Raw genomic sequence first — 20,897 nt, 5'->3', positions numbered from 1 at the left:
CCTAAGGTCGATCGGTAAGGCTCGCTCTATTCGGTGGCACAGTGGCGGGGCCATTTTTGTGTCCGGCTCCCCAGCATAGTCAGAGACACCGGACTATGTCAGCGGCTCACTGTGTATAGCTATGCCGGAAGCTCTGCCGCCTCGATGGTGGCCTCGGGTTCGCCTTCCCCCAGGTCAGCCTGGGCGCGCAACTCAATTTTGGCCCCAGCCTTGCCCAGTTCTAGAACCTTGATCACGTTGCTTCCCGTCTGGATCAAGGGAGCCGGAACGTAGAGGGTTTTCTGCGGTCCGATCTCCCAATAGCGTCCCAGAAGGAATCCGTTGATCCACACAAATCCCTTGGTGAAGCCAGGGAATTCGAGGTAGGTATCTGCGGGGGTTTCGGCATCGAAGGTGGCTGTTGCAAGTTCTTCAAGCTCGGCCGAACCCCAGTCCTCGAGCGCCACCGGAATCTGTTCCCAGTGCAAGGTGTAGCGCTGGTTGACTAAAACACCACCCAGGATGCCTTTTCCTTGGCCGAAGAGTGGGCCGTAGTTAATCCGGCCCACGTTCTCCACCAAGATTTCAAGTGTGGCTGTAGCCCCGGTTCCCGTGACGGTGAGGCCCTGCTCAGCGGTGGTGTCATCGAGGACACCCATGAATGCCCCATTAACCCACACATAGGCACGGTCGTGAAGGCCAAGGATTTTCAGCGGAGTTTCTTTAGGTGCATCCACAAGACCCGGCAAAACGGCTTGAGCGCGGTAAAGCACCAAACCACCGTCGAGACCAAGGTCCTCAAATGAAAGTGGTTTAACACTTTTCACGGGTGCAGCAGTGGCGCGCACCAGCTCCAACAAGTCCTTGCCAGCAGACACCGACACGCTCTGGGCGGGTAGCACGGCCGGGGCCGCCAATAGTTCGGTATCCAGCTCAGGGAGCTGGACACCTTCGAGCCCCTGCGCGCGGAAGAATTCTGTACGCATCGCGTGGAATTTCTCGGTCAGTTCGCCGTTCTCAGCGATCGGCGCGTCCGAATCGTAGCTCGTGACAGTCGGCTCGATGTGAGTGCCGTTGTGGTTGGCGCCTGATCCCAAACCGAAGTTGGTTCCGCCGTGAGCCATGTACACACAAACGTGGCCACCCAGATCAAGCATTTTCCGCATTTCGCTTGCAGCTTCTGCCGCCGGACGAGTGTGGTGGTGTTCGTTCCAGTGATCGAACCAGCCACCCCAAAACTCAACGTTGAAGAACGGTTCGCCAGGCCGGCGTCGTTCCCACGTGGCTACGGCTTCGTCGCCACGGCTTCCCAAGGTGGCAGTGGCCCAGATGTCCGGCACTGAGCCGCCATCCAAGAAGTAGTCGTTACCGCCGTCGGCCGTAAATAGCGTTTCGGTGATGCCCCGCTCGGTGAGCGCGGTTTTGTTCCAGTGGATGTATTCGGCGTCGTCGCCGTAGCTGCCGTATTCGTTTTCCACCTGAAGTGCCACAACGGGGCCGCCCTGGGCAGCCTGACGTGTGGCGATGATGGGCATCAATGCATCAAACCACTTCTCAATGGCTCCGGTGAAAACTGGATCGTTGCAGCGAAGGCCGATGCCGGGGATGGCCGTGAGCCATGCGGGGAAACCAGCGTTGTCCCATTCGGCGCAAATGTAGGGGCCGGGGCGGACAATGACGTCCAGCCCTTCCTCAGCAGCAATATCAATAAAGCGGCCCAAGTCCCGCCAACCGGTGAAATCCGGGGCTTGATCTTCTTTGGGCTGGTGGAAATTCCACGCCACGTAGGTGTCTACGGTGTTGGCGCCCATGGCTTTGAGCCTGCGCAGACGGTCTTGCCACTGCTCTGGGTGAACGCGGAAATAGTGGATGGCACCAGCGAGGATGCGGTGTGGCTGGGCATCGCGGAACAGTTGGCCATCGCGATAGGTCAAAATGGGCGCAGACATAGCCCTAACGCTACAAGGTTTCTGTGTTTAGAGTGGTGCTGTGACAAACCTTGAAGTGGTTCCTCAACCCGAAGTGTGCCCCGCTGCACCGGCAGACCAGAATTCTCCATGTGTTCAGCTGTGGCCCGAGCGCGAGGTACCCCTCGGCGGGGTGCGCGCCATTAATGTCTCCCGGACGCTTCCTCAGCGCGGCCTCCCCACTGTGGGGGCATGGTGTTTCTTAGATAGTTTTGGCCCGGCCCGGACGTTGATGTCTGTTCTCCCTCACCCGCACATAGGTTTGCAGACTGTGACTTGGCCACTCACCGGGGAGATCAGGCACCGCGACAGCCTGGGCAACGACGTCATTGTTAGGCCCGGCGAGTTGAATATTATGACGGCCGGGCACGGGATTTCGCATTCGGAATTTTCCTTGGTCAACGGTGAGGTTAGCGCATCTGCTTTGAGCGCCACACCGGACAATTCAGTGGCCGACGGCGGCACTGACGTTCCGCTAAGCCGTGGACTCCAGTTGTGGGTCGCCTTGCCGGACGGGGACCGCCACCGCGCACCGTCTTTTGAACAGCACCAAGACTTGCCGGTGGTCAGCGGGGAAGGCTTTGCCGCCACCGTGATGGTGGGTTCCTTCGCCGGCGCTACGTCCCCAGCGAAGATGTACTCCCCCATTGTTGGTGCAGTAATCACTTTGGATTCAGCAACTACGCTGCCGGTGAACCCACAATTCGAGCACGCACTTTTGGTGATCGAAGGATCCGTCACCGTTGACGATGTCCGTGTTCAGCCGGGTCCTCTGGCGTACTTGGGAGCAGGCCGCAGCGAGTTAAGGGTGATTGCCGAAACTGGCACCAAGGTGTTGCTGCTCGGGGGCGAGCCCTTCCGTGAAGACTTGTTGATGTGGTGGAACTTTGTTGGCCGCACCCACGAAGAAATTGAGCAAGCTCGTCAGGATTGGGAAGCCACAGATGTGCTCTACACCGAGGACTCCTTGACTACATCCCGGGCCCGCTACGGTGTTGTTCCCGGGCACGGTCCAAGCGCAGGTGTTGAAGCTGGCAGGATCCCCGCACCAGCGCTACCTAGTGTGAAACTCCGCCCACGCAAACGCGGCTAAGTGACGTTAGCCGCGTTATCCGGCTGAGCCTCAGGAGTTTTTGAGCAGCTCCAGAGTGCCAAAAATGGGTTCTTGGTCCAGAATCCTGACTTCCGAATACCCAGCAGCATTGAGGCCCGCCCGGAAGCCGTCCTGGATTTGTTTGACGTTTTGTCCCAGTCCGCTGCCGAGGATCACCGGCCCAGCGATCCCCAGCTGACTCAACACACCAATGGCGAGCCCGGCCAAGTCGGCGGCCGCTTGGGTGAGGATAGCCGCGCTCGGCGCGTGTCCGGCGTCGGCCGTGTCCACCACCACACGGGCCTGCTGCGCCCAGTAACGGCGGCCAGTCTCCGGAGAGTGGAAGTGGGCAATCAGCTGGTCCGGAGTTTCCAGTCCAACCGAGGCCAACAGCGCGCGAGTGAGCTCATCGGGTTCTTGTCCCTGGTTCATCCGAGTCAGGCTGTAACGAACAGCTTCCCTGCCCAGCCAATATCCGCTGCCTTCATCGCCCAGCAAGTAGCCCCAACCGCCAGCCCGCGCCTCTTGACCCTGCGGATTAGTTCCCCACGCTGCCGAGCCCGTTCCTGCAATAACTGCCACACCCGTTTGTGCCTGGCCGGCGGCCAGCAGCAACCGAGAATCGTGGACCACAGTGATTTTGGCGCCCGGAACGTGAGGGGAAATGAGGGCTGCGAGTGCGTCTTTGTCTTCTTGGGTATCCACACCACCGGCACCTGCGTACACGGCCGTTACGCCTGCAGTACCGATTTTGTTCAGCAACTCTGCAATGTTTTTGGCTGCCTCTTCACGCGTGACATTTTGGACGTTGGAACTGCCCACCGTCTCATCAGCCAACACTGCACCGTGCTCAATGCGGATGCCCCGGGTTTTTGTGCCGCCAATGTCCAAGCCAATGGCAGCACCCACACCAATAGCAGCGTCTAAACCGGTGGAAGAGTCCGTTCCGGTGGCGATTCCGGGAGCAGAAGCATCAGCGGGAGTTATTTCAGTGGCAGCGGCGCCGACTTTGGCAGTATTAGTCACGTCACTAGCCTACGCAGTCGTCCGCAGGAGTTGAGTATGTCCCCCACAATCTCGCCGAATCCCTCCACAGGCGAGGTCCCCACGGGGCTCAATTTGGCGGGGGTTGAAATTATTGCCTCACCGATGGCTGGTGGAACCACCACAACCGCACTAGTCCAGGCCGCGCACAAGGCAGGGGCTTTGGGATTTCTCGCCGCCGGGTACAAAACAACCGGTTCCATGCTGGCCGAAATACTCACGCTCAAAACTTCCGGAATTCGCTTTGGGGTCAACGTATTTGTGCCCGAATCCACGTCACCAGACGAAGCCGAACTCGCCAAGTACTTCTAGTCCCCTACGCCTCCGCGTTAGGTGTTGAGGTACCCGAGGCTCGTTAACGGACGACGACGGCTGGGCAGCAAAGATCGCTGCACTCACCCAGGAGCCAGTGGAGTTTGTCAGTTTTACCTTTGGCCTGCCCTCCGCCCTCGAAGTGGACGCTCTCCATGCAGTAGGAAGCGCACTCATCGGCACAGTGACAAATGTAGAAGAGGCACTTGCCGCCGTCGATCTTCCCATCGTTGCCGCCGGAGCGATCCACAACCGCGCAAGTCTTGACCTAGTGCTGAACGCCGGGGCGTGCGCCGGTCAGATTGGCACGGCACCTTTGCGGGCGGCAGCCGCAGCTCAGAATAACGCCGAAGGGCTAAATTTATGGGCAGGTGAGGCGTGGCAGTACGCACGGTCCGGGACTGTCGCCGAAATTTTGGCGCGGTTTCAAAGATAGTGCTGTGCTGGTGTTCGTGACGGCTGACATTCTCAACCGCTGATCCTCAAGCGCTAATCCTCAAACCCAGGCACCAGTTAACGTCTAGATCGCGGCGCGTTCTAGGGTGAGAATATGGCTGAGGATGACCGCACTGACTGGAATGGGCACCACAAGGGGTCGGCGGCCTACTCTCGTTTACTCGCGGCCTTGGCCCTCGCCGGGGTGGCAACCTTCGCGCAACTGTACTCAGTTCAGGCCACACTTCCGCAGATCGCCACCGAGCTCCACATCTCTGCTTCCCTCGCTGCACTGTCCATCTCCGCCGCCACAGTTGGCTTGGCCGTTGCCGTGATTCCGTGGTCCTTTATAGCGGATCGCATTGGCCGGGTGAAAGCCATGACCATTGGAATTTGTGCAGCAACCGCCTTGGGGCTCATCCTCCCGCTGTGCACAGAGCTACCAGCGCTTTTGGCAGTTCGCTTGCTGGAAGGGATGGCTCTCGGCAGCATTCCGGCGCTGGCAGTGGCCTATCTCAACGAAGAGGTTCACAAACTTTATGCAGCCGTGGCTGCCGGCAGTTATGTGGCCGGAACCACCATCGGTGGACTCTTGGGACGACTGGTGTCAGGGGTGGTCAGCGACTTTGCCGGCTGGCGATTCGGCACTCTTGCGGCGTCTCTGCTTGCCACACTTGCCGCCGTCGCATTTTTGATGTTGCTCCCCAAACAACGCGGTTTTGTTCGAGCCCGCGGCAAAGGCATTGGACCCGCGCTCACGCTTCTGGCGTCCCTATGTAAGGACCAACGATTGCTGGCTCTCTATGCCCAAGCATTTTTGCTGATGGGCGGATTTGTGGCGCTCTACAACTACCTAGGTTTCCGGCTGATGGCCCCGCCGTTCCTGCTCCCGGCGGGGCTGATTGCCTTTATATTCTTGGCATATCTGGCCGGAACCTTTACCTCGCGCTGGGGTGCGGCCATGACCGTTCGCCTCGGCCGACGGGCAGTGTTGCTGAGCAGCATTGCAATTATGGCTGCGGGAATCCTGATCACCATCCCGGACAATCTGGCTGCAGTTTTGATTGGGGTCATTGTGCTCACGGGCGGTTATTTCGCCGCTCATAGTGTGGGTTCGGGCTGGACCGGGGCCATCGCCGTGAGCGGCAGAGCTCAAGCAGCCTCGCTTTACAACTTGGCCTACTACCTTGGCTCGAGTGTCATCGGTTGGGCTGGGGGCCTCGTGTTCCAAAGCTTCGGTTGGCCAGCCCTTGCCCTACTGGTGGCCGGGCTGACTTTACTCGCCGGATTGTTGAATTTTTTAGCCCACCGGGGGCGCCCACAAACTACCACCACGGCAACGGCTCTATGATGAATCGAGAGTCTGCGTAGGAGGAAACATGAGCATTACACCGAAGAATGTTCGGCAGCCAGCGGCAGGGAGCGAACCCTTGGACGCCATTGACGAGAAGATATTGCAGGCCCTTGTTGAGGACGCCCGCATTTCCAACAAACAACTGGCCGAGCTCGTAGGCATTGCCCCCTCCACCGCGCTAATGCGCACCCGTGCCCTGCAAGAACGCGGAATCATCAATGGTTTTGAAGCACAACTGAACCTCACCGCGATTGGTCGATCCGTTCAAGCGCTTGTTGCAGTCCGGCTGCGCGCCCACGACCGTGATCAGATTGACGTTTTTACGCAACGGGTGCCCAAACTTCCAGCGGTCCTCTCAACGTTCCACACCTCTGGTTCGGTGGACTATCTCCTGCACATTGCCGTTGCCACCACAGAAGACCTACGCGACTGGGTCCTGGATAATCTGGCGCCGGATCCCGTAGTGGGCCATACCGAAACCACTCTGGTGTTTGATCACATTCCGGGCCATCCCGGGCCGCTGGACGGCTAGCCCGTCTACTCGGCTAGGGCCTTTAGAAAGCTAGTGCCGTTGCTTGAGGTTTAAGCTGCCCGGGCTTCACGAAGTTCGCTACGGAAGGCGAAAGCTGCCAGGACTAACGCCACCACAAGGCAAGCCCCGGCAAAAACTGCCACTGACGCTGCCAAGCCAAAGTAGCCAGCAGCCCAACCGAGGCCAAGCACTGGGATCGCACTGCCTAGGTAGGTAATCACGTAAACCCCAGAAATGATCTGCGCGTGGCGAGCCGGTTCAACCTTGTTGGCCACGGTGTTAAATACGGTCCGGAACGCAATGCCCTGTCCTGCCCCGGCGGCGATGCAAGCGAAGACTAAAAGCCATGGCGCGTTGGCTGCAGCGGCGAACGCCATAGCCGCTACCGAGACACCCAGGACAGTGAGCCCGGTGGAGACGCGGAATTTGCCCTCGGCTCGCATCAGCTGGCTCACCGCTGAGGCCCCAAGGGTCAGACCAGCGAGCAAACCGACCAGTGGGCGTGAGTCGGCGTGCACTACCGGCGCGAAGTACGCAGGAGCCAACGAGAGGCAAAAGCCAAACACGGTGAAGCTTAAGAAGCCAACCATTGATGCCATCCAGAAGGCTCCGCGAGCTTCTCGGGAAATCTGTGGCCGGCGCGGGGCAAGGGCTTCCAATCCGTAACCGTGCTCTATGTGTTTGATGGCCGGGCGCGCACGGATCATCCACAACGGAACCAACAGGGCTGCGAGGATTCCTGCTTGAACCAAAAACGGTGTACTGACGGGGTGAGGGAATAGCGAAAGCAAACCGCCGATCACTGGACCAGCAGCCACACCACCGGAGGAAGCGAGCAAGGTAAAGCGCGAAGCCCATTCTGGACGCAACGGCAAAAGTTCCCGCAAGGCCGCGGAGCAGGCGCCTGTTGCAAGAGCAACAGCAGCACCTTGCAAGGCACGTCCAGCCGAGAGCATCAGCAAGTTGCCCGCGAACGCAAAAACCAGTCCCCCGGCGAAACTAACCAACACCGCCAGAACCATCGCTGCACGGCGACCAATGTGATCGGACCAATGGCCGGCCACCAACAAAGTGCCAATCAGCGCCAAAACATAGCTGGTAAAAGCCACAGTGACATCGAAGCTGCTGAGCCCTAAGTGCGCTTGCAAAAGGGGGTAGAGCGGCGTGGCCAAGTTTGCGCCCACCAGCAACACAAACAGCACAATTCCGGACACCACCAGCCGAGCGGTGACGGATGCGTCCCATGCCCAGCCTTCAGTGCTGGCGGGACGCATTCGCAGTTCGCTAATAACTGTCACGGTCTGCCTGCCTTGCTTGAGGGGTTGTCATTCGCGACTGAGCGCAGTGACGCTCAGCCCACGCTGGCGTATACCTCAAATGTTCCGGCAATACTGAGCTAAAGGGGCCATATTCGTGTCAAGATTGATCATTGTGCGCAAAATATGAAATTCGAGCTGCGCTGGAGTGAATAAATGAACAACCTTGATGGCATTGATTTGAAAATACTGCTCAAATTGGTCCAAGATCCGCGGATTCAGATTGGAGATTTGAGCACTTCGCTGGGCATCGCCCGCAATACGGCCCAGACGCGCCTTAAGCGCTTACAGCGCTCCGGCGTACTGCACAGCGGCGGCAGGGAAGTTGACCTAGAGGCGGTGGGTTACGACGTCGTAGCTTTTATCACGATCGAAGTGAACCACCGCGAACTAGACGGCGTTATAGCCGCCTTGCGGCTCATCAGCCAGGTTCTGGAAGTACACGAAATTTCCGGCCGTGGTGACATCTGGTGCCGGGTGGTTGCTACCGATACCCACAACCTCCAAAACACTTTGCGCCAAGTCCTGCGTATTAAGGGGGTCATTCGTACTGAGACCTCGCTGGCCCTCCACACTCACATCGCCTACCGGACCGAGCCTCTGATCAGCAGGATGACAAATGTTCCGGCTGGAAAATCAGGAACTTCAGCTCCTACCACACAGCGTTCCGGTGTGACTGCTGAAAAATAACACCATGCCCCAGAACTACAATTCAAGGATGGCTTGGCCCGCACCGCACTCCAGTCATCATTCCTGCAACCAAGTTCGAGGAGCCAAGTGACAATCGTCGACAATGCTGTCTACGTGGACGGCAAACGTGTTGCCGAGCCGGAAGGACTACTCCAAACCGTTGAGTGTCTCGCTGAACACGGTGGTATGGCCTGGATTGGGCTGTACCGTCCGGACGAAGTGGAGATGATGGCTGTTGCCGCCGAGTTTGGCCTCCACTCATTGGCTGTAGAAGATGCCGTCTCAGCTCATCAACGTCCAAAACTCGAACGTTACGACCGCACCTTGTTCACGGTTCTACGCCCAGCGAGGTACATCGACGCCACAGAAACGGTGGAATTTGGCGAGCTCCACGTTTTCACTGGCCCCAACTTTGTAGTGACCATCCGCCACGCTGAAACGGCAGGCGTGGCTTCCGTTCGGCGTCGTCTCGAGGAACGCCCGGAGCTCCTAGCGTGCGGCCCCGAAGCGGTTCTCTACGCTCTGCTAGACCGGGTAGTGGACGACTACGCACCGGTTGTAGCCGGCTTGGAAAACGATATCGACGAGATTGAAGATCAACTCTTCAACGGCGACTCGGGCGTATCACGGCGTATTTACGAGCTCGCCCGCGAAGTCATCCAGTTTCAACGGGCCATTCACCCACTGCCAGAAATGATCCAGGGACTCAAAAATGGCTTCGAAAAATACGGCGTGGACATTGAACTTCAACGCAATCTGCGCGACGTTGAGGACCACATTGCCCAGCTCATCTCACGTGCCAACGCCTTCCGAGACATCCTGCAAAACGCCCTGACCTTGGACGGGACACTCACCGCCAACCGGCAAAACGAAGCCAGCGCGGAACAAAACGAACAAGTAAAAAGATTTCATCCTGGGCTGCGATCTTTTTTGCCCCGTCCATCATTGCCGGCATTTACGGCATGAACTTTGAGCACATGCCCGAGCTGGAGTGGCTCTACGGCTACCCCATGGCGATCGGGCTGATGATCGGTCTCGCAGCGATCATGTTTGCGATCTTCAAGAAAAAGGGCTGGATGTAACTCTCGGTCACGACCCGCCTCACCTACTGCCGGTCTGGGCTCTCGTAGTACCACACGTTAAGCTGGAAGGTATGACTCTCCCCCTTCGCGATACCTCCATCAGCTATGCCAAGGGTGCCGTGGGAGGTTCCGCTACGGTCATCCACACCCAACGGCTTGAGGATGGAACCCTCGCCGTGCTGCTGGACGAAACGCCATGCCACCCGCTCGATGTGGGCTGGCCGGACCAAGGCTCAGATCAGGCCACCATTCGCACCCGAGACATCGCCTTCGACGTCATCGACTGCGTAGTCGGGGCGAGCGATGGCCAAACGCTTTATGTTGGGGCAGACGTTCCAGTCCGCAGAGGAGCCGAAGGCTGGGCCTTTGTAGTAGTCCATATTCTGCCCGCCGACGCGGAACTGAAAGAGGGCGCAGAGGTTCGCATCGACGTCGAACAGTCCTACCGCGCCGCGCTCAGCGCCGGCCACACAGGCTGCCACTTGGCATCCCTAGCCCTCAACCAGGTGCTCGCGGACCAGTGGACCAAAGAAGTCCGGCCTGATGCCTTGGGTAATCCTGACTTCGACGGTGCCGCGATTGAAAGCTCCACAATCCTAGAGTACGGTTCCCGCGATGTTTACCGACTGGGCAAATCCTTGCGCAAAAAGGGGTTCCCCACAGAATCTCTCGCAGCACACTTGCCAGCTTTGCAAGACGCTCTCAACCAACAATTGGTTCAGTGGGTGGCCAGCGGCGGTGAAGTACGGATTGAATCCCACGGCGAATTCCTCACCGATCTGCGCGAATGGGTATGCGAGTTGCCCAGCGGAACTGCGCGAATTCCCTGCGGAGGAACCCACCTGCGATCACTTTCACAACTAACCACCGTGGCCGTGGGGCTTGAACTAAGCGAAGAGAATGGTGCCCTCCAACTCACCATGGAAACTGCCGCTGTCACCTTGTAATTGCTTGCCGCTGACCGCCCCCTACCCCGGTAGGGTGCCGGCAGTACGGGGGCGGGACGTTTGTTTGAATGGCTTTGCGTAAGTTCGTTAGTGGGACAGACTTACGGAGGACCAATGACCATTACAGATATGCCGCGCACGACGTCGGATAACACCACGCGTGCTACCGGAACCTCAGCCACAAGCTTGGGTTCAACCCGCGCACCACGGCCGAATAAGGCCGCCACAGATTACATTCAGCTCACCGAGACCGTCCGATCAATGGGCCTGTTTAAGCGCGAGTTGAGTTGGTACCACTGGCGGATGGCGCGTCTGGGCTTACTTCTGGCATCAACTATCGCATTGTTTGTGATGATTGGCCCTTCTTGGTGGAACCTCATCACCGCTGCTCTGTTCTCCTTCTTCTGCGCCCAAGCCGCCTTCCTGGGGCATGACGCAGCGCACCGCCAAATCTACGAATCCGGTGCAGCGAACGGCCTAGCCTCAAGAATTCTCGCCAACCTCGCCGTGGGTCTGAGCTACGGCTGGTGGCTCAACAAGCACGGTCGTCACCACGCCAACCCCAACAAGGTAGGCAAGGACAATGACATCGCCCCCGGAGCACTCGTTTTCACCCCAGAAGACGCTGCCACCCGGACCGGCATAGGTGCTTGGGGCGCACGTCACCAGCGTCAACTCTTTTTCCCGATTCTTTTGCTCTTGGGCCTGGACCTGCACCGCGAATCGATTCTCCGCGTAGCTAACCCCAAAGAAACAGTCCCGCACCGCGCCCAAGAAGCACTCTTCCTAGCGATCCGCTTAGTAGCACTGCCCACAGCTGTTGTCCTGTTTTTGGGCCCGGCTATCGGTTTCACATGGATGGGTGTTCAGCTGGGTCTCTTTGGCCTGTACTTCGGTTTGGTGTTCGCGCCGAACCACCTTGGTATGCCCATTGTTCCCAAAGATGCTGGCATTGACTTCCTGCGTCGCCAAGTATTGATGTCCCGCAATATCAAGGGCGGTTGGACCATCAACGCCCTGATGGGTGGACTGAACTACCAGGTAGAACACCACTTGTTCCCCACCATGTCCAGCCGCAGCCTGCGTCGTGTTCAGCCTCTGGTCCAGCAGTTCTGCAAGGACAAGGGCATCAAGTACACAGCCACTACCCTCCCCGAGGCTTTTAGCTCGATCTTGGACTTCCTCGACGGTGTGGGTCACGGCAAGGTAGAAATGTTTAGCTGCCCCATCACTGGCGCTATGCGAACTCGGTAGTTTCTTCGACTTTCCCTAGTCTTCTAGCTGGCCGGCGGTGTGGTGTTTGTGCCGAGTTCTTCGAGAACCTCGTAACGCAGGAACACCACACCATTGGCAAAAGTTCTTTGTTCCACTAGCCGCAGATCTAGCTTGAGGCCCTGGGGCAAGAAACTCAGACCCCCGCCGATGATGACCGGATTCACATACTGCTGAATCTCCTGCACAAGCCCGGCTTTGAGCGCTTCGGCTCCAAGCGTTGGACCGCCGATTCCCACATGGGAATCGGCATTTTTGATGAGTTCTCGAATGGCTTCTGGTTCAAAGTTGCTGGACCACCGCGTTCTCAGTGCGCTGACCTCTTGTGCAGAGTGTGAGTACACGACTTTGTCCTGCCCATGCCAGATATTGGCGAAATCCTGCATCTCTTGGGGTTGCGATGTGTCACCGTAAAGCTCGTCCCACACGTCCATAACGTTATAGGTTCTGCGCCCCAACAATTGCACTCCCACACTGCGTTCTTGTTCGTTGATAAACGCGTGGACTTCCTCATTGGGCGCGCTCCATTGGAAGTCTCCAGCCTCATCAGCGACGTAACCGTCCAAAGATGTAATTGCCGAATAGATCAAGCGTGGTGTTTCAGCGTTGGGGTGCATGGGCTGAGTCTAGAACTGAAAGTCCCGCAAAGACTAGGGTAGGCAACTTCAAAGTTTTTTCTGTTTCAACCTCACATTTGCAGCCTGCCACACGTCTACAGTGTGTAATGGCAACGAGCGGAGCAGAGTGATGGTTAGTAGCGGAGTGAAGCATGACAACCCTGCCTTTTGAGCGGCTCATAGAGCTGCACGGCGGCACGGTCATCCGGGTCTGCCGAGCAGTGCTGGGCCCACACGCGGATGCAGATGACGCATGGCAAGAAACCTTTCTAGCAGCACTCAAGGCTTACCCCGGTCTCCCAAGCGGAGCTAATCATGAGGCATGGTTAGTGACCATTGCGCACCGCAAAGCTATTGACGTGATCCGTCGCCGGCAGCGCATCGAAACGGCCACAGATGAACTTCCAGAACGTACATCTCTGCTCGGAATTCCCGGAGCCGAACACACCGAATTGTGGGAGGCGCTAGCGAGCCTCACTCTCAAGCAACGCCTTGCTGTGACGTACCATCACATTGCCGGGTTCTCCTATAAAGAGATCGCCGAACTGCTCGACTGCACTCCCGCCGCCGCCCGGCGGGCAGCATCTGACGGAATGGCCCGAATGCGTGATTCTCTCGAAGCCGTCATTGGTGAACGCTACGCAGCGGCAGAACAACAGCTCAAAGTGCAAGGAGCAAAGTCATGACCGTCATTTTCCCCCCGGAGGACGTCAACCGCGAACATCCCGTAGGTCTGCAGGAGCGGGCTGACGTCCAAGGGCCATTGGACTTCGTCTGGGCGTCAGCGGATCACCTGACTCGGTTACATCAACGGCTGGCCGCTGCGGCCGCGAAGGAAGGCATCGTGGACGTTTCGTACACCACAGTTGAGACCCCTGTGGGCCTGCTTCTTTTGGCAGCCACAGAACACGGTTTGGTGCGCGTGGCCTTTGACCGAGAAGACCACAACGAAGTACTTGAGAGTCTGGCCAATAAACTCGGCGGCCGGATTCTGCGAGCGCCATCTGTGCTTGTTGAGGCGAGCCGTGAAATTAGTGAGTACTTCGCTGGAACTCGGCGCAGCTTCGAGCTGCCGTTGGACTACTCACTCTCGGCTGGATTCCGTCGGCAAGTTCAACAGCTTTTGCCGCAAATTGCCTATGGGCACACGCAAACGTACAAAGACATGGCGCTGATGGCCGGGAACCCCAAAGCCGTCCGAGCAGTGGGGACGGCATGTGCCACCAATCCCCTGCCTATCGTTATTCCGTGCCACCGAGTGCTACGTTCGGATGGCGGGTTGGGTGGATACTTGGGCGGTGTGGAGGCCAAGACTGCTCTGCTGGAGCTAGAAGGGGCAGTGTGAGCAATCTTTTCTCAGACGCAGATCTGATCAGGCCCCCACGCGAACTGAGACCCGGTGCAGTGTGGGTCCCGGGATGGTTGAACCTTGAGCAGCAGTCCTGGTTGGTCGCGCGCTTCAGCGAGTGGACACAGGGTCCCGTCCCGGCTCGGTCACCGCTCGTCGGCGGTCATCCGATGAGCGTCAAGTCAGTACATTTGGGTTGGTACTGGCGGCCCTACCAATATTCGCGTGAAGCAGTGGACGGCAACGGCAATAAGGTTTTGGACGTCCCGGACTGGATGGTACGGCTCGGGCAACAAGCCATCGCCGAAGCGCAGCGGCACAGCCCTACACTGAGTTCCCTACCAGCCTCGGCAGTTGACTACCGCCCAGACGCAATCCTCGGGAATTACTACGACGAGCAGGCTCACATGGGGATGCATCAAGACGCCGAGGAGCGCTCACTAGCACCGGTGGTGTCCCTGTCCATCGGCGACTCTTGCCGATTCCGTTTTGGCAACTCGCAGAACCGCAACAAACCCTATGAGGACATCTCTCTGGCCTCAGGGGACATGTTTGTTTTTGGCGGTCCTGCACGGTTGGCCTTCCACGGGGTACAGAAGATCATCCCGGCAAGTGCCCCGGAGGGTTGTGGCATCAACCGCGGGCGGATCAATATCACCATGCGAGTAACTGGCCTAACGGACGCTACTTCCGGCCAGTGAAATGGTCCATGGACTTGTAAACCCCAAAAACTTTATCTGCCACAACGTCCCACGCCGCCACCGGAAGTACACCGCGCAGAGCTGTGCTGAGCTTGACGGTCCACGGCATCATCACGATCGGCGTGGCAGCCTTCATGGCTTTCCAGACACGCTCCGTAACGTCCTCCGGTTCCAACAGAGGTGTAAGCAATGGGCCACGGGCTCCCTCGAACATTCCCGTTTTGATGTACGAGGGGCAGAAGGTAGTAACACCAATATGTCCGTGTCCGGCTTGTTTGAGCTCCAGACGCAAAGATTCACTCCACCCAATCACGGCCCACTTAGAGGAGCAATAAACGCTCATCTTCGGATTGGCCAGGAGACCTGCCGCGGAAGCAACGTTCACAATTCTGGAAGTACGTTTGCGCTCGATCATGGCCGGTAAGAACTCGCGAGTAATGTGCATCAGGGCCAGGCTGTTGATGTTCATGGTCAAGGCGATGTCCGAACTTTGCTCGTGCTCCCAAAAGTACTTGCCGCGGACAATTCCGGCATTGTTGATCAGCACGTCCGGTGAGCCAACCTCCGTGCGGACCCGTTCGGCAGCAGCCTGGATGTCCTCCAGTTTGCTGACGTCCACCACATATGGATGGATTTCCGAGGCCCCGCCACTCAGTTCCGCGGCTGTGGCGTTGAGGGTTTCTTCATTGACGTCCCACAGCACCACGTGGCTTGCCCGATCCTTTACAGCGAGTTGGGCATAGATCTTTCCCATGCCCATTGCGGCGCCGGTAATCAGCACTACTGATCCTTCGAGCGATCCAATGATGGTGTTCATAACTTCTCCGTCTTCGTTGAGGGAATGAGGCTGCCCGGATTCATAATCCCACCTTGGCCAACAAGGTACTTGATACTGCCCAGCATGTCGGCCTATTTGCAGTGATAGTCATAAGGGTCCCGCCTCTACATGTCCAAGTAGTATTGCTGGGCGAGCAGTTGCTGACCGAAGCGGAGATCGCCAGTATCAGAATTTTTTGGTGTACTCGCGGAGGGCGCCACAGGCTACAGGGAGAAAGTCGTGAGCCCCACTCAGGCGCGAGAAGTAATGCTACTGGTCAACCCGACGTCGGGCCGTGGCCGTGCCTTGAAACTCAGCGAAGCGACTGAAAAAGCGCTCCGATCCGCGGGGTATGCACCCACGGTCACGGTCACCGAAAACCTCGAAGAGGCCACCGAGCGTGCAGCGCATGCCTCTCCCGGAACGATGGTGGCGTCTTTGGGCGGGGACGGCTTTTTGGGTGCGGCTGCCGGAGGTGCCCGGCAGTCAGGAGCTGTTCTTTTGCCGCTGGCTGGCGGGGACGTGGCAACGACACCGTGCGGCGTCTGGGCCTGCCGGTGGATCCAGTCGAAACGGTAGCGTCCATAAGTACGCTGGTGGTACGGGACGTTGATCTGGGGCTGGTGAACGGGCGGCCCTATTTTGGTGTGGCCAATGTGGGCTTCGATGGGCTGGCCAACCAGTACGGCAATGATGCCAAGCTGAATCTGGGCTCGTTTACGTACCTATACGGCGGACTCAAAGCACTGCGCGAATGGAAGAACGTCACCTTCACCGTCGTCGTAGATGGGCAGGAAAGCACGTTCCCAGGCTGGTTTGTAGCTGTAGGGAACGTAGGTCAATATGGCGGCGGCCTGCACATTTGTCCCGAGGCTAAGGTCAACGACGGGCTCCTGGACGTTGTGAGCCTGGGCGAAGCCTCAATTTTCCGGGTGGTGGCAACATTTTTGGCCTCTTTTCGGGGCGGGCATTTGCAACGTCCCGGGATTTCCTTTGTTCGCGGGAAGGAAATTCGAATCCACGCGAACAAACCGCTGAGTATTTTTGCCGACGGCGAGATGCTCGGTCCGTTGCCTGCCACGATGACGATCGAGCAGGCATCCGTGCGCGTATTGGTGCCAGGAAACTCAAGTGTGTTTCAGTAGGTTCACGGTGATCCTGCCGTGGTGAGGGCCCCGCAAGAATAGCCACTCTTTGGCGGGTCAGAACGAGGGAGAAATTGATGAGTGCAGCATCCGGAGATCCCGTGCGGTCATTGCGCTGGGGCGTGAACTACACGCCGAGCGATGGTTGGTTCCATTCATGGCAGGACCTAGATCTTGACGCGGTTCGGGCCGATTTCGAATCCATTGCCTCTTTGGGTGTAGATCACGTCCGGGTGTTTCCGCTCTGGCCGTTGCTTCAACCGAACCGCACACACATCCGCACCCGAGGCATTGCCGATGTGGGACGGGTGGTGGATGCTGCCGCCGAGTTCGGCCTAGACGTGAACGTGGACGGCTTGCAGGGGCACTTGTCGAGCTTCGACTTTTTGCCGGCCTGGGTGACAAGTTGGCACCGCCGCAACATCTACACGGATCCTGATGTCATCCAGGCGCAGGCTGCCCTCTTGCGGGCGATCGCTACGGAGATCTCGGCTCGGCCTAACGTCCTTGGTATGACTCTAGGGAATGAGACGAACCAGTTCGCTGTGACTCGTCATCCGGAGCAGCAGCTCACCACCCCGAATCAGATGGGTGCCTGGATCCGCGGTCAGCTTGATGAAATCGGGGGCGTTCTCCCCGATGGTATGCACCAGCACAGCTTCGATGACAACGTGTGGTTCGTGGATTCCTGCCCTGTCACCCCGCGACATGCGGCCACCCTAGGGGACGCCACCACTGTGCATTCGTGGGTTTTCACGGCCGTGGCTCAATTGTTCCCCTCGGGCCATCCTGCAAGGACGCTGTTTGCAGATTACCTCGTGCAGTTGGCGCAGGCGTGGGCGGATGACCCGGGCCGGCCGGTGTGGTTGCAGGAGATCGGGGCGCCCTACCCTGCGATTCCGGCCGAGGGCGCTGCGGACTTCCTTGAGGACAGTCTTCGTCCGGTGCTGGATGTGCCGAACGTGTGGGGTGTGACGTGGTGGTGTTCGCACGATGTAAGCCGGAAGTTGGCTGACTTCCCCGAGCTCGAATACACCTTGGGTCTCTTGGATTCTGAGCGGAAGGTCAAACCGGCCGGGCGGAGGCTTGCGGAATTGATCGCCGAACAAAAGGCAACCCCGGTCCCCGTCCAACAGCGTGCCACCGCCGTTTCCTTCGATTCGGGCGACGAGTCCACCGGCCTGGGCCGATCACTCACGGACCCTGCCGGCCCGGTTTTTGGGGCGTGGCTCCGGCTCGCCACCGACGGAATCAAGCCAGCGCTCATTCGCACCAACAAAGTGCACGACGCCGATTACCTCGCCGCGCGCGGGATCACCACCGTGGTGGCGGGCTAGTTCTTTCTCCCGCTACAAAATTGGACATGGGCAGCCGGAATCCCGGGTGCGCATGTCCAATTTTGTAGCGAATCTAGTGTCAGACGAAGCCTTGGTCAACAAGTACACAGTCCCGCTCGGTAATCACATGAGCCTGCCCTGAGCCACCGACTACACGGCTCCAGCTCTCAACAAACAAACGATTCTTATAAATGGACACGTCGAATCCGCCGTACATCCCGGGATAGGGGACCCAGAGAGATTCCAAGTCGTCCAAGGCGAGAATTTCGGTCGGGACTTGCCGAAATCTAGTGGGCGTTAGCGTGCGAGTGCGTTCGGCAATGAGGCCAGCCAAATGAGCATCCCAGGATGTGAAATTCTGCTGCTCTTGTAGCGTCAAATCGGGGACTGCCAAGGCGGTAAAGAGATGGTGATGACCTCGCTTCGCGGCAATGTCGATGGGCCTGTCGCCGTCGGCATTTCTCAGTGAGCGCCAAGCTCCGAGCCTTAGGAGACGATTCACGATTACCACGGGTGCCCCGTGCCACGCAGCTTGGTGCAACGGCGTGAACCACGATCCGCCTCCTACCCGCCATTGATTCACATGCACAAAGCTATCCGAGTCGAGAAGCCGGAAGACCTCGTCCCATTTTCCAACCCTTGCCGCATCGGATACTCGGAAATTGGTCTCCACGAGGCTCGCGTTTAGCCGCTCGGGATCCAGCACACCCGGCCACTCCGTGATCATTATCTCTCCCTCAAATCCTTCAGACACCCCGAATCAAAGCAAACGCATCGCGACCCAGGCATTATCCCTATGCTCATTCGCACCAACAAAGTGCACGACGCCGATTACCTCGCCGCGCGTGAGATCACCACCGTGGTGGCGGGCTAGTTCTTTCTCCCGCTACAAAATTGGACATGGGCAGCCGGAATCCCGGGTGCGCATGTCCAATTTTGTAGCGAATCTAGTGTCAGACGAAGCACCACTGCTCGGGTCTTCAGCGCTCTACACTCTCGGTTTCGCTGCCCTCGTTGGACTCACGGGATGCACCGGCCCGCCTACCCCGGCACCCTCAGTCGTATCCGCAACGTCAAACACAGCGGCAACCCCCACGAACACAACGGCGCCGACTCCAACCACGGTCGAAACGGCTACCCCGTCCTTGGGCACGCCAACACTCACGCAAACGCCCACACCGACGGCCACCCAATCCGCTGGTTCTGGGCTCCCGGAGCAGACTGCGCCGCTGACAATTTACTACATCGCCGTAGGTGACAATGGTGTGGCTGGTCCCGGGTTAGGTTGCGGAGATAGCCTCGTTGCCACCACCACTGCTCCGGTCCGATTCACTGACCAGGTGGGTCCAAGCATCCGCACCTTGCTGGCCAACAAGGATCATGAAATCGGTCAATCCGGACTGGTGAACGCTTTGTATCAGTCAGATTTGAGCTATGTTGCCGGGGACCTGTCCGGCAGTACCATCACCATCTGGCTCGAGGGACAGTTTAGGCTGGGTGGCGTGTGCGACATTCCGCGGGCGAAGGCACAACTTGAATACACGGCCATGGCTGCATCTGGGGCCACGAGTGCACAGGTAGTAGTTAACAGTCGCCCTATTGATGACGTGCTCAGCCTCAAATAACAAACAAAAAGCCCGCCAGTACCGGACATTCCATGTACTGACGGGTTATTTGAGAGTGGAGCTAAGGAGATTCGAACTCCTGACCTCTTCGATGCGAACGAAGCGCTCTACCAACTGAGCTATAGCCCCTCGCCGGTGTAAACCAGCTCACTTAGGCTACAAATTTCTGGGCGTTGACGCCAGTCGAGAACAGGTCAGGAAAGCTGTTTATGCCCGGCGGCGCTGCAGCACGTCGTCCAAGTTACCCAGAGCGCTGCCGGTCTTGGATGCGACGTACTTGCCAGCTGGCGGCGCGGTGGCTACCAAAACCCCATTGATGTCCGGAGCCACTGCTCCGTCTTTGAGCTTGGGGCGTCCAACCGGCTTGGGCTCGGCCGGCAGATCAAGCGGCTCAGGCGCTGGCCGCTCAGCCTTAGCGGCACCCACGTACGCTGGCTTAGGAACCTCAACCGGGGCCCACTCGCGCTCAGCTACAGGGGTTTGCAAAGGCAGGTCGCCAGATGCCTCGGCAACCGCCAGAGCGGCTTTGCGAAGTTCGACGGCGGTCATCGCCTTGCGCTCACTCTGCTTAGCTTCCACGTCACTCGCCTTAGCCGCGGCGGCGGTAGCGTCGGCGTCGAACACGGGATTGGCGGTTTTCACCAGAAGGGGAGCTGAAGCCACAACATTTCCGCTGCTCGGGTTCATGGCTTCGCGAAACGCTGCGTCTACTTTGGCGCGGCGATCAGCAATCGCCAGACGGCGCAAAGTCACTACAGAAGCGGCAGTGCCCAAGAAGAGCACACCGGGCAACCATGTGACGCCAATATCAAAAATTCGCAGAATCCCCATCACCACACCGGCAAACAGGAACAGCAACCCTGCAACCGCCAGCGAAGTTCTGCCCCAGCGCACATGGAATTCGGGTGATGTGGCGGCTGCGGGCTCAGACTGCTCAGTGCCTGAATTCAGCTGTGAACCTGTGGCAGTAACGGTGCTGTTCATGGAATTCTCCTGTTGCTGCACGGGTGCCTGGTGAAGGGTCCCCGGCGCAAGATTGCTGACGGTGTGGGCTTCATGGGCGAAGTTTCCTTCGCCAGCGCTTTGGAGGGCAAGCTGAGCGTTTTCACGTCTTACGCGCAATACATACGGCGCCACCCACAGCAGCCAGAGGGCAACGGCGATGACAAGTATCACCGAGCTGCTCAAAGGGAAGTCCACAGGCTCTACGTTATGAGGGAATTGGCCATCGTCTGGGCATTACCTAGCGTGTGTCGCGCACTCTGCACCCAAAAGGGTCCTAAA

At 58.4% G+C, this 20,897-nt stretch carries 22 protein-coding genes, 1 tRNA gene and 1 pseudogene; 16 read left to right on the top strand and 8 right to left on the bottom strand.

Annotated features, from left to right (window positions below; translation table 11 throughout):
- Positions 1–119: 119 nt before the first annotated feature.
- Positions 120–1,928 carry a glycoside hydrolase family 35 protein gene (locus tag ACQQCD_RS00690; protein ID WP_430266465.1) on the bottom strand — a complete coding sequence of 603 codons (1,809 nt, stop codon included), beginning with the start codon at positions 1,926–1,928 and terminating at the stop codon, positions 120–122.
- Between the two features lie 40 nt (positions 1,929–1,968).
- On the opposite strand from ACQQCD_RS00690, the gene ACQQCD_RS00685 reads away from it, so the two are divergent.
- The gene (locus ACQQCD_RS00685; RefSeq protein ID WP_430266464.1) at positions 1,969–3,039 is read left to right on the top strand and encodes a pirin family protein; all 1,071 of its coding nucleotides are present in this window, start codon (positions 1,969–1,971) and stop codon (positions 3,037–3,039) included.
- Positions 3,040–3,069: 30 nt separating this feature from the next.
- On the opposite strand, the gene ACQQCD_RS00680 is transcribed toward ACQQCD_RS00685, so the two are convergent.
- Positions 3,070–3,996 (bottom strand): N-acetylglucosamine kinase, encoded by a 927-nt coding sequence (locus tag ACQQCD_RS00680; protein WP_430266724.1) that lies wholly within the window; start codon positions 3,994–3,996, stop codon positions 3,070–3,072.
- A 105-nt stretch (positions 3,997–4,101) separates the two neighbouring features.
- On the opposite strand from ACQQCD_RS00680, the gene ACQQCD_RS00675 reads away from it, so the two are divergent.
- The 4 genes from ACQQCD_RS00675 to ACQQCD_RS00660 all read left to right on the top strand — a co-directional run bounded on the left by ACQQCD_RS00675 (position 4,102) and on the right by ACQQCD_RS00660 (position 6,716).
- Positions 4,102–4,395 carry a nitronate monooxygenase gene (locus tag ACQQCD_RS00675; RefSeq protein WP_430266463.1) on the top strand — a complete coding sequence of 98 codons (294 nt, stop codon included), beginning with the start codon at positions 4,102–4,104 and terminating at the stop codon, positions 4,393–4,395.
- A gap of 97 nt (positions 4,396–4,492) precedes the next feature.
- On the top strand, positions 4,493–4,831 hold the full coding sequence (locus tag ACQQCD_RS00670) for a hypothetical protein (RefSeq protein ID WP_430266462.1): 339 nt from the start codon (positions 4,493–4,495) through the stop codon (positions 4,829–4,831).
- A 114-nt stretch (positions 4,832–4,945) separates the two neighbouring features.
- Positions 4,946–6,181, top strand: coding sequence for an MFS transporter (locus ACQQCD_RS00665; RefSeq protein WP_430266461.1), 1,236 nt, complete (start codon positions 4,946–4,948; stop codon positions 6,179–6,181).
- Between the two features lie 28 nt (positions 6,182–6,209).
- On the top strand, positions 6,210–6,716 hold the full coding sequence (locus ACQQCD_RS00660) for an Lrp/AsnC family transcriptional regulator (RefSeq protein ID WP_430266460.1): 507 nt from the start codon (positions 6,210–6,212) through the stop codon (positions 6,714–6,716).
- A 50-nt stretch (positions 6,717–6,766) separates the two neighbouring features.
- Here ACQQCD_RS00660 and ACQQCD_RS00655 read toward each other — a convergent pair whose 3' ends face one another.
- Positions 6,767–8,014 (bottom strand): MFS transporter, encoded by a 1,248-nt coding sequence (locus tag ACQQCD_RS00655; RefSeq protein ID WP_430266459.1) that lies wholly within the window; start codon positions 8,012–8,014, stop codon positions 6,767–6,769.
- A 174-nt stretch (positions 8,015–8,188) separates the two neighbouring features.
- On the opposite strand from ACQQCD_RS00655, the gene ACQQCD_RS00650 reads away from it, so the two are divergent.
- The 4 genes and pseudogenes from ACQQCD_RS00650 (at position 8,189) to ACQQCD_RS00635 (ending at position 12,005) form a co-directional block, all read left to right on the top strand.
- The gene (locus ACQQCD_RS00650) at positions 8,189–8,722 is read left to right on the top strand and encodes an Lrp/AsnC family transcriptional regulator (RefSeq protein ID WP_430266458.1); all 534 of its coding nucleotides are present in this window, start codon (positions 8,189–8,191) and stop codon (positions 8,720–8,722) included.
- 87 nt (positions 8,723–8,809) lie between these two features.
- Positions 8,810–9,804: pseudogene (gene corA, locus ACQQCD_RS00645) on the top strand (magnesium/cobalt transporter CorA).
- Between the two features lie 71 nt (positions 9,805–9,875).
- Positions 9,876–10,751, top strand: a complete 876-nt coding sequence (locus ACQQCD_RS00640) for a metal-dependent hydrolase (RefSeq protein WP_430266457.1) — start codon at positions 9,876–9,878, stop codon at positions 10,749–10,751.
- A 114-nt stretch (positions 10,752–10,865) separates the two neighbouring features.
- Positions 10,866–12,005 (top strand): fatty acid desaturase family protein, encoded by a 1,140-nt coding sequence (locus ACQQCD_RS00635; RefSeq protein ID WP_430266456.1) that lies wholly within the window; start codon positions 10,866–10,868, stop codon positions 12,003–12,005.
- 23 nt (positions 12,006–12,028) lie between these two features.
- On the opposite strand, the gene ACQQCD_RS00630 is transcribed toward ACQQCD_RS00635, so the two are convergent.
- The gene (locus tag ACQQCD_RS00630) at positions 12,029–12,640 is read right to left on the bottom strand and encodes a dihydrofolate reductase family protein (RefSeq protein ID WP_430266455.1); all 612 of its coding nucleotides are present in this window, start codon (positions 12,638–12,640) and stop codon (positions 12,029–12,031) included.
- A 152-nt stretch (positions 12,641–12,792) separates the two neighbouring features.
- Here ACQQCD_RS00630 and ACQQCD_RS00625 point away from each other — a divergent pair, with 152 nt between their 5' ends.
- The 3 genes from ACQQCD_RS00625 to ACQQCD_RS00615 are packed head-to-tail and all read left to right on the top strand — an operon-like array spanning position 12,793 to position 14,689.
- On the top strand, positions 12,793–13,326 hold the full coding sequence (locus ACQQCD_RS00625) for an RNA polymerase sigma factor (protein WP_430266454.1): 534 nt from the start codon (positions 12,793–12,795) through the stop codon (positions 13,324–13,326).
- Positions 13,323–13,985, top strand: coding sequence for a methylated-DNA--[protein]-cysteine S-methyltransferase (locus ACQQCD_RS00620; RefSeq protein WP_430266453.1), 663 nt, complete (start codon positions 13,323–13,325; stop codon positions 13,983–13,985). The genes ACQQCD_RS00625 and ACQQCD_RS00620 overlap by 4 nt, the downstream gene beginning before the upstream one ends.
- Complete coding sequence (locus tag ACQQCD_RS00615; RefSeq protein WP_430266452.1) at positions 13,982–14,689, top strand: alpha-ketoglutarate-dependent dioxygenase AlkB family protein; 708 nt, start codon at positions 13,982–13,984, stop codon at positions 14,687–14,689. Before ACQQCD_RS00620 ends, ACQQCD_RS00615 begins: the two co-directional genes overlap by 4 nt.
- Here ACQQCD_RS00615 and ACQQCD_RS00610 read toward each other — a convergent pair.
- Positions 14,673–15,506, bottom strand: coding sequence for an SDR family oxidoreductase (locus ACQQCD_RS00610; RefSeq protein ID WP_430266451.1), 834 nt, complete (start codon positions 15,504–15,506; stop codon positions 14,673–14,675). The two genes, ACQQCD_RS00615 and ACQQCD_RS00610, sit on opposite strands and share 17 nt — an antisense overlap.
- 240 nt (positions 15,507–15,746) lie before the next feature.
- On the opposite strand from ACQQCD_RS00610, the gene ACQQCD_RS00605 reads away from it, so the two are divergent.
- The 3 genes from ACQQCD_RS00605 (at position 15,747) to ACQQCD_RS00595 (ending at position 17,988) form a co-directional block, all read left to right on the top strand.
- A complete protein-coding gene (locus ACQQCD_RS00605) occupies positions 15,747–16,085 on the top strand; it encodes a diacylglycerol kinase family protein (protein WP_430266450.1) in 339 nt (112 codons plus the stop codon).
- Positions 16,064–16,651: a diacylglycerol/lipid kinase family protein gene (locus ACQQCD_RS00600; RefSeq protein ID WP_430266449.1), complete on the top strand. Its 588-nt coding sequence runs from the start codon at positions 16,064–16,066 to the stop codon at positions 16,649–16,651. Before ACQQCD_RS00605 ends, ACQQCD_RS00600 begins: the two co-directional genes overlap by 22 nt.
- A gap of 77 nt (positions 16,652–16,728) precedes the next feature.
- On the top strand, positions 16,729–17,988 hold the full coding sequence (locus ACQQCD_RS00595) for a glycoside hydrolase 5 family protein (protein ID WP_430266448.1): 1,260 nt from the start codon (positions 16,729–16,731) through the stop codon (positions 17,986–17,988).
- A 79-nt stretch (positions 17,989–18,067) separates the two neighbouring features.
- On the opposite strand, the gene ACQQCD_RS00590 is transcribed toward ACQQCD_RS00595, so the two are convergent.
- Positions 18,068–18,715, bottom strand: coding sequence for a hypothetical protein (locus ACQQCD_RS00590; protein ID WP_430266447.1), 648 nt, complete (start codon positions 18,713–18,715; stop codon positions 18,068–18,070).
- A gap of 223 nt (positions 18,716–18,938) precedes the next feature.
- Here ACQQCD_RS00590 and ACQQCD_RS00585 point away from each other — a divergent pair, with 223 nt between their 5' ends.
- Entirely contained in the window at positions 18,939–19,613 is a 675-nt protein-coding gene (locus ACQQCD_RS00585; RefSeq protein ID WP_430266446.1) for a hypothetical protein, read from the top strand.
- A gap of 56 nt (positions 19,614–19,669) precedes the next feature.
- On the opposite strand, the gene ACQQCD_RS00580 is transcribed toward ACQQCD_RS00585, so the two are convergent.
- Together ACQQCD_RS00580 and ACQQCD_RS00575 are read right to left on the bottom strand one after the other, a co-directional pair.
- Positions 19,670–19,742: transfer RNA gene (locus ACQQCD_RS00580), tRNA-Ala, on the bottom strand.
- Positions 19,743–19,820: 78 nt separating this feature from the next.
- Positions 19,821–20,813: a hypothetical protein gene (locus ACQQCD_RS00575; RefSeq protein ID WP_430266445.1), complete on the bottom strand. Its 993-nt coding sequence runs from the start codon at positions 20,811–20,813 to the stop codon at positions 19,821–19,823.
- Positions 20,814–20,897: the final 84 nt, after the last annotated feature.

This window comes from Pseudarthrobacter sp. J1763 (assembly GCF_050490295.1).
Taxonomy (GTDB): domain Bacteria; phylum Actinomycetota; class Actinomycetes; order Actinomycetales; family Micrococcaceae; genus JBNPEO01.
This window is presented reverse-complemented; position numbering and strand designations above follow the sequence as displayed.

Excerpts from the sequence above, each read along its gene's own strand:
- ACQQCD_RS00690 (WP_430266465.1), bottom strand. The coding sequence starts at position 1,928 with ATGTCTGCGCCCATTTTGACCTATCGCGATGGCCAACTGTTCCGCGAT.
- ACQQCD_RS00675 (WP_430266463.1), top strand. The coding sequence starts at position 4,102 with ATGTCCCCCACAATCTCGCCGAATCCCTCCACAGGCGAGGTCCCCACG.
- ACQQCD_RS00665 (WP_430266461.1), top strand. The coding sequence starts at position 4,946 with ATGGCTGAGGATGACCGCACTGACTGGAATGGGCACCACAAGGGGTCG.
- ACQQCD_RS00660 (WP_430266460.1), top strand. The coding sequence starts at position 6,210 with ATGAGCATTACACCGAAGAATGTTCGGCAGCCAGCGGCAGGGAGCGAA.
- ACQQCD_RS00650 (WP_430266458.1), top strand. The coding sequence starts at position 8,189 with ATGAACAACCTTGATGGCATTGATTTGAAAATACTGCTCAAATTGGTC.
- ACQQCD_RS00640 (WP_430266457.1), top strand. The coding sequence starts at position 9,876 with ATGACTCTCCCCCTTCGCGATACCTCCATCAGCTATGCCAAGGGTGCC.
- ACQQCD_RS00635 (WP_430266456.1), top strand. The coding sequence starts at position 10,866 with ATGACCATTACAGATATGCCGCGCACGACGTCGGATAACACCACGCGT.
- ACQQCD_RS00630 (WP_430266455.1), bottom strand. The coding sequence starts at position 12,640 with ATGCACCCCAACGCTGAAACACCACGCTTGATCTATTCGGCAATTACA.
- ACQQCD_RS00625 (WP_430266454.1), top strand. The coding sequence starts at position 12,793 with ATGACAACCCTGCCTTTTGAGCGGCTCATAGAGCTGCACGGCGGCACG.
- ACQQCD_RS00620 (WP_430266453.1), top strand. The coding sequence starts at position 13,323 with ATGACCGTCATTTTCCCCCCGGAGGACGTCAACCGCGAACATCCCGTA.
- ACQQCD_RS00610 (WP_430266451.1), bottom strand. The coding sequence starts at position 15,506 with ATGAACACCATCATTGGATCGCTCGAAGGATCAGTAGTGCTGATTACC.
- ACQQCD_RS00595 (WP_430266448.1), top strand. The coding sequence starts at position 16,729 with ATGAGTGCAGCATCCGGAGATCCCGTGCGGTCATTGCGCTGGGGCGTG.
- ACQQCD_RS00590 (WP_430266447.1), bottom strand. The coding sequence starts at position 18,715 with ATGATCACGGAGTGGCCGGGTGTGCTGGATCCCGAGCGGCTAAACGCG.